The organism is Pelagicoccus sp. SDUM812005, from assembly GCF_031127875.1.
GTDB lineage: Bacteria > Verrucomicrobiota > Verrucomicrobiia > Opitutales > Opitutaceae > Pelagicoccus.
In genome coordinates this window covers 745306-758067 of the sequence record NZ_JARXIA010000001.1, presented here as the reverse complement: position 1 = coordinate 758067, position 12762 = coordinate 745306, and the positions used below count along the sequence as shown (strand labels likewise).

At 56.1% G+C, this 12762-nt stretch carries 6 protein-coding genes; all 6 read right to left on the bottom strand.

What is annotated here, in order from left to right:
* Window positions 1–2: 2 nt before the first annotated feature.
* A complete protein-coding gene (locus tag QEH57_RS02805) occupies window positions 3–1229 on the bottom strand; it encodes a putative glycoside hydrolase (protein ID WP_309005155.1) in 1227 nt (408 codons plus the stop codon).
* Window positions 1230–1241: 12 nt separating this feature from the next.
* Window positions 1242–3410, bottom strand: a complete 2169-nt coding sequence (locus tag QEH57_RS02800) for a right-handed parallel beta-helix repeat-containing protein (protein ID WP_309005154.1) — start codon at window positions 3408–3410, stop codon at window positions 1242–1244.
* Between the two features lie 141 nt (window positions 3411–3551).
* Complete coding sequence (locus QEH57_RS02795; protein WP_309005153.1) at window positions 3552–5972, bottom strand: glycoside hydrolase family 95 protein; 2421 nt, start codon at window positions 5970–5972, stop codon at window positions 3552–3554.
* 246 nt (window positions 5973–6218) lie between these two features.
* Entirely contained in the window at window positions 6219–7811 is a 1593-nt protein-coding gene (locus QEH57_RS02790; protein ID WP_309005152.1) for an alpha-L-fucosidase, read from the bottom strand.
* Window positions 7812–8100: 289 nt separating this feature from the next.
* On the bottom strand, window positions 8101–10320 hold the full coding sequence (locus QEH57_RS02785) for a right-handed parallel beta-helix repeat-containing protein (RefSeq protein WP_309005151.1): 2220 nt from the start codon (window positions 10318–10320) through the stop codon (window positions 8101–8103).
* Window positions 10321–10393: 73 nt separating this feature from the next.
* Window positions 10394–12520, bottom strand: a complete 2127-nt coding sequence (locus QEH57_RS02780; protein ID WP_343224744.1) for a right-handed parallel beta-helix repeat-containing protein — start codon at window positions 12518–12520, stop codon at window positions 10394–10396.
* Window positions 12521–12762 lie beyond the last annotated feature (242 nt).

Sequence of the window (12762 nt, the reverse complement as noted above, 5' to 3'; positions counted from 1 at the left end):
TCTTAACGCCATGTTATCTTAGCCTTTCTAGTTTCCGTATTCACCCAAACGCTGGCATGTTCGAATTCACGCGTGAATTCCCAACCATCGGGATTAGTCCGACGATACGGCCCCTGCGGTGGTCCCAGCGGCTTTCTCAATTCCGGATAATCCACCAAAGCCCCGTCATCCAAGGTCCACCCCCAGCTGTACATGAAATACGAATACGGTTGCGCCCCAATGAGGTAACAGGCTAAGGCAAACTCCAACTTATCCTGCGAAAGGGCTGGCATGATCTCATGCTTTTTCTCTCGCGAAATGGTTCTCAGAAAACCGCGACCGTGCCCCTCCACCCCGAGGCGAAAGACCGTAACCTTCCCCTCCTGGGCGTTACGCAGCATATCGCCCCATTCGACGAGAAGGTTTTCCTTCGAAGAGCGTACGTCCGCGTAGTTCTCGAACATCAGCGCATCGCAAACCGGATAGACGAAACGGGCGTCCTTGTTGTTCGCATTGTTGCCCAAGAGGATCTTATCAGGACCAATCCGAGCTTTCAGTTCCGCCATCATGTCCCCCATGTGGCGAGCGATCTCCTCTGCCTTGTCTCGACGCAAGCGTACGTTGCCATGCATTTGGTCGATGAACACGCCGTCGGTGCCCGAGTCTTCCACACCTCGAGCCACCGTCTCTACCCACCACTCCCGAAACTCCGGGTTCAAGATGTCGAACATGTAGACACTCCCATGCTGCCGGCCCAACTCCCCTGTCTTTGGGTCCTCCAGCAGAAAGGACTTCAACTTCGCATTGGAATCGATCCGCTCCCGCGTGAAGTCCTTATTGTACGAGGTATAAGGCCAAGCATAAGTGGAGTTAAAATAAAACAAAACCGTCATATCCGGATTCGCGGCCTTGAAAGCAGCCGCATCGTGCTTGGCTCCCAGCTCCGCTGCGCCGAGTTCACCTAATCCGTGCGACTTCTCGATACACAAAAAGTCGGTCCGTTCCGCGATAAATTCAATCTCCTCCGGTGTTAGGACTCGTTCCTTGTCACCAAACATGTAATACACCGGAGTCGTATCCCAAGTGAACTTGGGAAAGATATCCTGAGGAGTGAAAACACTTCCATCGCTTACGAGAAGCGACGCGTCCGGAGCAGCGCTCGGAGCACCGCTAAGAGTCGACGCAGACAGGGCAAAAGCGGTCAAACCGGCTAAGCCGCATAGCCTAGTAATTTTGTTTAGAATGTTCATGTCTTTATAAGTCTATAATTTAATCCTTCCCATCTTGTTCGCATCGAGCGGTTCGATGCCGAGTTCGAGCGCGGGGCTGCCCTCCTTGAAACTGAAGTCTCCGCTCTCCGGATCGACGAAAAGTGGATCGCCAAAGAGACTTGCTTCTTCGTCTCCGTTCGCCCGCATCATCTCAAGATAGTCCTCGACCCAGCGAGGATCCGCTGGGTTGAAGTACAGATTCGCATCGTTGATCGTTTCCTCGAGAGTCGGGCTGTTCGGGCTTGGGTTCTTCATATCCCTCGGCCGCGCGAACTGAGGACGCCCGCCGTCCGGATGGGAAACGATAATGTTATTGCGCACTTTCGATCCCGTCACGGGAACCCATTCGAAACTGAGGTATCCCCAAGTCGGCACCGCCGCGGGAGCTACGATGAAATTGTTGATGATATCGTTCACTCCCTTGGACGCGATGCCTGCAGCCCGTCCGTAGTTGTTATAAATGACGTTACCAAAAATCAGCGTATCATGCTGGTCGTCATCGCAACGAATCGGTGCGGGCAAGGTGTGGGACAAGCTATCGTGCAGGTAGTTGTAGCGAACGATGTTGCCGGTTCCCGCTCCTGACACGTAAATGCCATTACCGTCCGACAGCAACTGAACCGTATCGCTGATCCGGTTGTATTCCAAAAGGTTGTGCCGCGCGTGGTAGTACTTTTCGCGATTCTGCCAATTCGCGTAGGTCCTCTCTCCGGAGCTGCCTGGCTCGATCTCATTGCTGCGCACGGTACGGGCTCCTTCGCCATCCAGGCTGCCGACTCGATAGGGATTGATGCGACAGGTAATCAGAACCGCCGAGTAACCGCTATGATGCAGCTCGTTGTGCACGATCTTGTTATGCCCGCTCTGCCAAGCCCAAATCCCTGGCGAATGCCAAGTGATCTCGCTGAAGTGGTGTATGTAGTTGTTCACTACATCATTGTGACGGTTCGCATCCTTGGTTCCCGGGCCATAGCCCGCTAGAAGAATGCCTGCCTCGCCCAGGTGGGCAAACTCGGAATCGGCGACGCGGTTCCGCTGGGCATGCAAGTCCATACGCAGGCCAGAACCGCCAGAATTGACGAAACGGCAGCCGGTAACGATACACTCCTCCGCTCCTCGGAATCGCAGCAAGGCAGTCGGGCGATCGAACATATCCCAGTCGTGCTGCAACCCCCAGCCGACTCGACCTTCGTCGCTCTTCCATGCCCAACGATCCGCGTGCGAAAAAGTTAGACCTTCGAAAGCGATTCCGCGGACAGGCTTATCCGTTGGACCTTCGTAATCGATCTCGCCTTCCACGCGAATCAGCTCGGTCGTAACCGGAGCCAAAATACCACGCGGGGATCCATCAGGAGCGGGATCGGAAGGCCAAAGGTAGATCTTTCGGGTCTTGCTATTCACAACCCATTCACCCGGTTCATCGAGGGCTTCTAAAACGTTCTCTACCCAAACGACCGACTCGTCGTCCTTATGCAAATAACCGGGAAGCGGCCCCATACCGTAAGTCGCGGACGCGCCGGTGGTGGCCACGCCATTGGCTTCGTCGACCGTGGCAAGCGGCAGCATGTTGATGGTCCAAGCCCGGCCAGGCCGGGCCTGAATTTCCACGTCCTCTATATTATCCCAATCCTTCAAGGCTCCCTTCGGAAAGTGCAGCGTTCTCTTGTCGCCCTGCTTGGTATAGGCAAAGCCCTCGTCCCGAGCCCGCTTCAAGCGCCCTTTCGCATCGTAGAGCGTATAAAACCGCTCCATGTCTTCCGGCATATCCGCTACCCAAACCTTGCCACGCGCTTTGTCAGGCAATTCCGCCGGAGCTTTCCGCATCAGCCTCCATCCTTCCACCGGCCGGCCACCGCTTACGACTGGCTTTTCTCCGGGAAAGGCTGCAAAGGTCAAATAGGCTGGTTCAGCAACCACCCCCGCTCCATAGCCGCCGAGCGTGACTTGCCTCGCTTGCGAAGGGTTTCCATCCTTCATCCCCAACACAAGCGTTTCGCTCACAGGGTGCCGCCCCTCGCGCAGATAGATAGTAATCGGCTCCTCGTAGCCCTTTCCACGCAGTTGCCGGCTCGCTTCCACCGCTTCAGAAATCAATCCGAAGGGACGGGCTTCGCTGCCGTCAGCTTCCGTTCCCCCCTCCGGGGAAACATAAATTTCCATGGCCTGGACGCTAACCACAGAGATCAGAGCGATCATGCCCCAAAGGCATCCTCGGCAACCAAACCGTTTTCTCCTCGTATTCATAATTCCTTACTTCCTAATTGTTCTGTTTTCCGGTCTACTCGCTTCGCCGAAGGCAGCCTACCATTTCAGCGTTCTACGCTCGCCTGCATCCAATTTCACGATACGTTCCTTTCCGCCACTGAGTAAAGTTACGTCCCCCGCATTTTTAGCCCAAATCTCTACGCTCGTAAGCGTTCCTCCGGACCACTCGAACGACACCTCGTAACCGCCGCGGGCCCGTAATCCCTTGATCGATCCTTCCGGCCAGGCATCCGGCAAGGCCGGCAGCAACTGGATGTTCCCTTGGTGCGACTGCATCAGCATTTCGACGACGCCGGCGGCTCCCCCGAAGTTGCCATCGATCTGAAACGGCGGATGCGCGTCCAACAGATTTGGATACGTCCCGCCTCCCTTGCTGTAGTTCGTATACAGGCCAGACGGCTCCACGTAGTGCAACAAAGTACGGTACATCTTGTAGGCATGGTTTCCGTCTTGCAGCCGAGCCCAGAGATTGATGCGCCAGCCCTTCGACCAACCGGTCGATTCATCGCCTTTGATTTCGAGCGTCCTACGGCTTGCTGCCGCTAGGTCAGGCGTAGCCTCGGGAGTTATGTGGCCGCCAGGATGCAAGCCGAACAAGTGCGTTTGGTGACGGTGCTGCGGGTCCGCATCCTCCCAATCATGGTACCACTCCTGCAAATTCCCCTTCTTGCCAATTTGGTAGGGGTGCAGCTTTTCTAGGGCCGCTTCCAATTCCGCCCTGAAGGCAGCGTCGATATCCAAAATCCTGCATGCCTCGATCAATTGCAGGAAGCTCTCGCGAATCATCGCCAAATCGCCCGTAGCCCCGTACAGGGTATCTCCTTTGTAGCCTTCGGGGGTGATGTATGCATTTTCTGGTGACGTCGAGGGCGAGGTGATGAGTCGCCCTTTCTCGTCTTCGATCATCCATTCCAGGCAAAACTCAGCTGAGCCTTTCATGAGCGGGTAGGCTTCGTTCCTTAGGAAATCCTTGTCTTGCGTGAACTGGTAGTGCTCCCAGAGGTGCGTCACCAACCAAGTCCCGCTCATATTCCAATTCGCCCAGCGCGGACTACCGCGACCAAAATCGCCCACCGGATTGCTCATCGCCCAAATATCCGAAGTATGGCAGGCCGCCCAACCTTGATCGACCCCGTAAAAAGTCTTCGCCGTTACCGCACCGGTCTTGGAGAGGTTTTCAATGTAGCTTAGAAGAGGCATGTGGAACTCGGAAAGGTTAGCCGTTTCGGCCATCCAGTAGTTTTCCTCTACATTGATATTCATGGTGTAGTTGCTGCACCAGGGAGGCTGCAGGTAGGGATTCCAAATGCCCTGTAAGGTGGAGGGAACGCCCTTGGTACGGGAACTGGCAATCAGCAAGTAGCGACCGTATTGAAAATACAATACTTCTAGATTCTTGTCTTCAGCGCCGTGAAAATAGCGCTTCAGCCGTTCGTCGGTGCTCAAGTCAGGAGCTCGAGTCTCCCCTAAATCCAGCTCCACCCGACTGAAATATGACTGGTAATCATCGAGGTGGGCGCTTCGGATCTCATCGAAAGTTTTCCGAGACGACTTATTCAGTTGCGCAGTCGCCAGCGCCTTATTGTCCAGACCGTCCTTGGCTGGATCCTTGTCGAATCCATTGAAGCTGGTCGCGATCGACAGGTAGACTGTAGCCTCGCTGGCGCCGCTCACCACCAAGGAGTCGTCCGTGAAAGTCACTTCGCCGCCCTTGTTGACAATTTTTAGGTAGGACGAAAAACGCGTTCCCCGGTCCTTGTCGAAACGCACCGGATCCTCCACGTACTTTTGAATATTGTGGGCAACGTAGTACGGCGCGTAACCGTCCACCTTCAGGACCGAAGCTTCCACCTTCGTTTCGTACTTCAACAAGCTCTCGAAACTCACGCTAAAATTCAAGGACTCCTCCTGATCGGCAGCGAGCTTCACCACCATGATCTGGTCGGGATGCGAGATCAGGTACTCGCGTGAGAAGTTCACTCCATCCACCTCGTAGCTCACCTTCGAGATCGCTCGGCTAATATCCAATTCGCGATAGTAGTTTTCGGCTTTTCCCTCGTGCTCGAAATTCAAATACAGAGTCCCCAGCGGAGCGAAGGACTCGGTGAACTTGCCCTGAAGCTTTTTATTCAGCTTATCTCCCAATTCGTAATTCTCGTTCGCCAGCGCCTCCCGAATTTCTGGGATGGCTTCGTATGCCTCCGGACTCATGTAAGGATCGACCGGCTCCCCCGACCAAAGCGTGGCATCGTTCAAATAGATCTGATCCGATTCAACGCCCCCAAAGACCGAGGCCCCCATTTTACCATTTCCCAGCACCAGGCTTTCCTCGAAATACTCCGCAGGCTCGTCGTACCAGAGCTTCGTCGTAGACTGGGCGTTCGCAGCCAGCACCGTAGCGGCGACCGCTAAAAGGCTGGAAAGCGATCGGATCAATAGCAACATAGTGGGGTTCATTTTATATGATATCGGGGTAACAAAAGTCGCAGCAGGAAGTGATGGTAGTCTAAAACAAAGGGCCGAATGGTAGGGCTGCCGCTTGCGGCACGCCGCGACTCCCTAGAATGCATCTTCCCGCGCTCCTCCAATGCGGCGCGGCGCGAGCGCCAGCCCTACATCGAGCCAACGCGACCGCGGGAAGAGACATATATCTTGGATCTTTGATGGATCTCATATTAATGAAGTGAACACACAAGAAGCGCGCTAGTAGCCCTTCACGGCCTTACGCACTTGTTTCATAATTTCGATACACTCGGGATTGAAGAAAGGCTGCCCGGCCTTTACGTCCGGAGTCATGGCCAGGTTGATGGTGATCGGCATATTCGCCGCATCCGCGGCCTTGAATATTTCGACATACTGCTCCGCAGAAAACTTCGGCTCTTGCGTCCACTTCCCCTCTCCAGTCCGGCTAGACCATCCATCCATGTAGAACCAAGCCGCCCGGTGTTGTCCTTCCAATTGCCCGCCTTCTTCGAACAGGAATTCCGGCTGGATCTCCGGCACTCGACCGGAACCATCGGAAACCACCATATCGCTAAAGGGCGTGAGGTTCGGAAAGATATTCTGACTGAAGCCAACGGGCGCCTGCGGGTTGCCGGCTTTGATTGCGTTGGCGAGCTTTTCCCAAGGCGGATCGAGCTGGTATACCTTCCAACCGCAGTCGTCGATATAGCCAGCCGCGGTGGCCAGATCCTCGCCATAGCGCAGGCTCACCTCGCGAAAATGATTCTCCAAAAACTCGAAATAACCGCTCGGATCCGGTTCCGCGCCGCTCCCATACGTATTCCCATACAAATCCTCCATGCCGCTATTCGGATTGTAATAGAGCATCAAGCGGATTCCATGCTTGCCCAAGCCATCGATCAGCTCGCGAATCAGATCGCGCTCGCAGGTGAAGCCGGGCTTGATGCTGTCGATCGTCTTGCTCGGTCCCGGCCAATGCTGAGTCCCATGAGCGCAGGTGAAGCACACCCACGACGCGCCGATCTCAACCACCTTTTCTACGAAGGCATCCACATCGAAAGCATCGACCAACTTCTGGTACTGATCGCCGAGACGAGGGCCACCGTTGAACGGTCGCGAGCCCGACGAGAAATGCACGAACAGCCCATACTTGCCATCGACCATCCATTGCACATCCGCCCGCTGCGCCTCGGCCCGCGCCTTGAGGGCGGCCAATGCTTCGGGACGGGCCAACTCGATCGACCAAAAGGCAAACGGGGTCGGATTGCCGCGAGCGTTGGGGATGCTCTCCAAGGCCTCTCGTTCCGCGGGAGTGCCCTCGAAATCCACCAGCCGGAAACTGATTTCATTAATCCCCTTCTTCAGCAACAAGGTCTGCGCCACCGCGTGCCGCACCACCGCGGGACGCGTATCCCAATTCGGCACGATCGCCCGCTCCACGATTCTCGTTTTCCCCGAGGACACTTCCACCGTGGTTTCGGAAAGCAATTGCTTGTTTCCCGTGTAGAGCAAGGCGACCGAGTAACGAGCCGCAGCGGGCGCGTACACTTCCCAGGTCATGACGTCCTTCTCGGTCTTGAAGCCACGAATGAAGGCATTGTTGACCACGGTCGGCGTGGGGCGCTCTTCAACCTCCAGGTTTCCGGAAAGCTCAGCCCGAAACCCCATAATGGTCGTAATGTCATCCGCCCTCAACTCCCAGGTCCGCGGCGCCCAATAGGGATGCAGGACGCTTTCCTTTGCTGAAGAGAAAGCGGCGCCTAAAAATGCGGAGGCAACCGACAAGATAATAGCGCCAATAAAGGTGGGGTAGCGAAACATACGATCACTCATATCATTTAAGATTTTCAAATTTGATTCGCCGCTATCGGTGCCCAAATATTTGATACACTTTTCCAAAGCCGCAGCGACAAAGCGAACGCCCTCACCTCACTGGTCCTGCGAACGGGACCACTAGGCAGGCGCGAAAAAACACTTACGGGGAAAGTATCGAACATGGGGTTTCGGGGCGGGCGGCTCCCAGAGAGCCTTCAGACACCCAGCATCATAGAGCAATCGACGGCGCCGAACTACCGTACTTTTCAGGGGTGCGTTTTACCTAGCTCCGAACCGGGACGCGTCTTCACTTCTCCGCTGAAGGTGCCGGACCATCAGCCTTTACTCCCATTTCGGAAACGTCCAGCGACAGCACGCCCAGGCTCCTCGCGGGCGATGCGAGCGTAAGGCGAAAATCGCCCTTCTCCGGGGCCACCAGGAGCGGATCAGCCGCCAGACTGTGGGCATCGACGCCTTGCGATTGCGAGGTGGCGAGGTGCGACTCGCTCAAGCTCGGATCTTCCGCAGCCCAAAATACGTTGAAATCGGTATCCGCATCCTTAGCGAGCGCCATGACCGGAAAGCGCCGTTCCTTCGTTTCGTCATAAAAAACGGCGCTCCCTCCCGACGTTAGAAACAGGTTGCGCTCGATCCTGGCCCCTTCCAAGGGAGACTCCCGCAAAACCAAGTAGGACGGCGGAATCGACTCTCCGCGGAACTCGGCCGGCACTAAGTCCATCACCAGGTTGTTCTCCACGCGATTGTTCAGCTTCAGGACGATGCCCTTGGCGGTGCACTTGTAGATCACGTTTTCCGCAATCAGCGTATCCCGCTGTCCACCATCCGTCCGGATCGCAGCCTGCATGCGGGTGGGACCGAGAAGGTGGTGGATGTAGTTGCGACGGATCACGTTTCCCGGACCGGCCCCGCGAACATAGATTCCGTTGCCGTCCCCCATGTCGCTCATGACGTGATGGATCTCGTTGTACTCGATCCGGTTGTCGTGGGAGTGCAGAAAAGGCACGGCCTCCTCCCAGCTTTCCATCGTTTTCAACTCTCCCATTTCATGCCAACGGATGGTTCGTACCAATTCCCGGCCGTCGGGACGCCCGAAGAAGTGCGACAAGAATCCGGATACGATGATCCCGCAGTACGGGGCGTCGTGTATCAAGTTATTGACCACTCGATTCTCGCCGCTTTGCCACAGCATGATCCCAGGAGAGTGACGATAGATCTCCCCAAACTTTCGTATCCGGTTGTTAGATACCTCGTTCCTACCGTTCACGTCTTTCGTGCCCGGACCATATCCGCACAGCAAGATCCCGGTTCCTCCAATTTTTTCGATTTGGTTCCCCTGGAATCGATTCCCGCGTCCATACAGATCCAGACGAATCGCTCCGCCGCCGCTATCGCTAAAGCTGCACTTGTCCACAACGCAATTCTCCGCCCCTCGAAAGCGCATCAAAGCATTGTCGACATCCAGCATCTCCCAATCGTGCTGCAAGCCCGCATCGTCCTCCTTCAAGGTGTAGCGGTCTCCGTGCTTAAAGTGTAGCCCACGAAAAACGAGGTTTCTCACAGGAGTATCCACAGGCCCCTTACGGTCGATAGAGCCTTCCACCCGAATCAGCTCCCGCAATTGCGGACGGTAGACCGGCGTATCGGATCGAGGCCACAAATAGAGCTTTCCTTCCTGCGTATTCAAAACCCACTCGCCCGGCTCATCCAGTTCCTCGAGCGCATTCTCCACCCAAGCCAGCTTCGACTCTACCAGCTGTATGATCTGCGGGCGCAGGGTGTAGCTTCCCGGAATTTTAGTATAGGCCACGCCTGCCGCCTCGTCCACGGACGCCAAGGGAAGAATGTTGAAGATCCAAGCGTGCTGCGGACGAATGAAGAGCTCCACATCCTCCAGATTCGGCCAATCCTTGAGGGCGCCTTTCGGATAGTAGAGCTTGTTCTTGGTTAGCTTGAAGGCGGCTTGCTCCTCCTCCGATTCCGGAACCTGCGCCGCGAAGGAGGCCGAACGAGCGCGCGGCAAACGCCCTTCCCCGTCGTAGAGGGTAAGGAATTTCTCATCTACCTCCGCAACCCGTACCTTGCCTCGAGCCCTCGCCGGCAAAGCCGACGGGTATTCCTGCAAAAGCTTCCAGCCTTTCACCTCGACGGAAGAACGAAAGACTGGAGTCTCGCCGGAATAGGCTGCGTAGGTAACCGTTGCGGCCCCGCGACCGGAATCCTGCAGACCGAAAACCACCGTTTCGTCCAAGCGATATTCTCCGCCGCGGATCGATACCAGGATATCGCCGCCCTTCGCCTTCTTGAGTTCGCGCACCGCGTCGCGGGCTCGTGACAAGCTCGCGAAGGGACCATCGCTCCTATCGGCATTCGGCGAAGCCAAACGCCCCGACCACCGATCCGAGCCGTCCGTCGCGACATAGAAATCCGCCTGCGCAGGAGCAGCAGTGAGCGGAAAAGCGAATCCAAGCGCTCCGAGAAGCAGCAAACATAAAACAGGCATCTTCATAAAACAGGAAATAGTTCGTATCTTGATTTTCGATACAGGATCGCAGCAGAAGCAAACTGCTGGGAGCGGGATTCTAGTCCAACAGCGTGTAAGCGTCCGCACCCTCAGTCCTCAAGCCGATTTCCGACACGTCGATTTCGACGATGCCCATCTTCAAAGCAGGAGAATTCGGGCGGAATCGGAAGTCCTCGTTTTCCAAGTCTCTAAACAAGGGATCCGCCACGCGGCTATTCGCGTCCACGCCGTCGCTTTGCAGCTTGGCAAGCGTCTTCTCTGCGATGCTCGGGTCCGCCTTGCAGTAGAAAATATTGAAATCGGAATCCATATCCGCGAAACGGGCGTTCACCCGACCGCGGCTGTCTTCACCGTCGAGTCGGCCTCCTCCGTCCCCTGGCTCGGTCAGGAAGTTGCAGTCATCCAAGGTCGAATAGAAAATGTTGCGAAGGTTGCTGGCTCCAGTGGAAGGACCTTCCACGATCTTCATGTAGATCCCGCGCGGAGCAATCACGTCGGCGATGATATTGTTCTCGAAGCGGTTGTTGAGCTTCAAGGTCATCCCCTGCGACTTGCATTTGTACAGGATGTTTTCAGCGATGAGCGTATCCATCTGCCCCCCGTCGGTACGGATGCCACTCTGTTTGTTGGTGGCGGCCACGAGGTGGTGAACGTAGTTGCGGCGAATCACATTGCCCGATCCGGCGCCGCGAATATAAATGCCGTTGCCATCCCCGAGCTCCTTCATGACGTGGTGGATTTCGTTGTACTCGATGATGTTGTTGCGGCTGTGCAGGAAGCGCTCCACATCAGCGAACTCGAAATCCTTCGGCAGCTTCCCGACTTCATGCTTGCGAATAGCCCGTACCTGCTCCCGCTTTTCCGGCATATCGAAGAAGCGAATCACGCAACCCGAGACAATTAGGCCAATATAGTTCGTATCGTGTATCAGGTTATTGGCGACACGATTTTCCCCGCTCTGCCAGAGAAAGATCCCCGGAGACTGCCAGTAGATTTCACCCACATGGTGGATGTAGTTATTGTAGACGAGATTCCCCTTGTTCACGTCCTTGGTTCCCGGACCGTATCCACAAAGCAAGATACCGCCTCCGCCCATGTACTCGATGCGGTTGTTGGAAATTTGGTTTCCGATCCCGTGCAGGTCGACGCGGATCGCTCCACTCCCGCTGTGGAGGAAATGGCAGCGCTCGATGACGCAATTCTCCGCGCCACGCAGCCGCAGGACGGCGTTGTCCTTGTCCAGCATATCCCAGTCGTGCTGTAGGCCCGCGTCCTCATTCGTGAGCGTGTAACGTTCGCCATGCTTGAAAGTGAGACCGCTGAAGCGAAGGTTGCGAACCGGAACATCCGTCGGCCCCTCCTTGTCGATTTTTCCCTCTACGCGGATCAACTCCAACAACTGCGGCGCCACCACCGGCGAATCGCCGCGCGGCCAGAGGTAGACCTTGCCCAACTTGGAATTCAGGACCCATTCTCCCGGTTGATCCAGGGCCTCCAACACATTCTCCACCCAAGCCCCATGCCTGGTCATCCCATAGGTAGCCTGAACGGCGACGCGAGCCACGCCTTCGCTTTCGTCCACCGAAGCGAGCGGCAGCATGTTCACGATCCAGTCCCGAGTGGGACGCACGAAAATTTCCACGTCCTCGATATTGTCCCATTCCTTCAAAGCCCCCTTGGGAAAACGAAGTTCCCAAGCGTTGCTTTCCTTCAAGGGCTTGAACGACTCCGAGCGAGCCCGAGGCAATAGGCCTTCCTCATCGTAGAGAGTGAGGAACTTGCCCGATACCTCCGCTTCCCAAACCTTCCCCTGGGCCTCCTGCGGCAAGCCCGGCAGCGGCCGCTCCACCTTGCGCCAGCCCTTTATCTCGCGCCCGGAACTGATCACCGGAGTCTCGCCCGGATAGGCCGCGTAGCTGATGGTGGAATCTCCGAGGCCCGAATCCTCCAGGCCAAACACAAGCGTCTCATCGAGGGGGTAGGTTCCGCCCCGCACGTAGACGACGATATCCGTAGGCTTGCTCCGCTTCAACTCCCTCACCGCGTCGCGCGCTCGCTGCAAGCTGGCGAAAGGACCGTCCTTTCCATCGGCGGATGGTTCAGCCAAGGTGCCGGACCAGGCATCCGATCCCTGCGGCGACACATAAAAGTCCGCCGCAACTCGGGCCGCGAATGCGGAACCCATCAACGAAAAAGCCAACGCCAAGGCGCCGACATACCTCAAACAACGCTGCAACCGTATCATTTGTTTAATCATAGCAATAGGAATCCTCTCGTGGTCTTTCCATCGCCATCTAGGCAGCCGTTGCCTAAATTCCAGAGCGTGCCAGCTTGCGCTTCGCGAGCAACCTAGTCTCGCGCGCCAACCAACATGCATGGGGTTTCGGGGAAAGATTCCGGCGGAATCGTGAAGCAGCCATCCTACGC

Excerpts from the sequence above, each read along its gene's own strand:
- QEH57_RS02805 (WP_309005155.1), bottom strand. The coding sequence starts at position 1,229 with ATGAACATTCTAAACAAAATTACTAGGCTATGCGGCTTAGCCGGTTTG.
- QEH57_RS02800 (WP_309005154.1), bottom strand. The coding sequence starts at position 3,410 with ATGGAAATTTATGTTTCCCCGGAGGGGGGAACGGAAGCTGACGGCAGC.
- QEH57_RS02795 (WP_309005153.1), bottom strand. The coding sequence starts at position 5,972 with ATGAACCCCACTATGTTGCTATTGATCCGATCGCTTTCCAGCCTTTTA.
- QEH57_RS02790 (WP_309005152.1), bottom strand. The coding sequence starts at position 7,811 with ATGAGTGATCGTATGTTTCGCTACCCCACCTTTATTGGCGCTATTATC.
- QEH57_RS02785 (WP_309005151.1), bottom strand. The coding sequence starts at position 10,320 with ATGAAGATGCCTGTTTTATGTTTGCTGCTTCTCGGAGCGCTTGGATTC.
- QEH57_RS02780 (WP_343224744.1), bottom strand. The coding sequence starts at position 12,520 with ATGGGTTCCGCATTCGCGGCCCGAGTTGCGGCGGACTTTTATGTGTCG.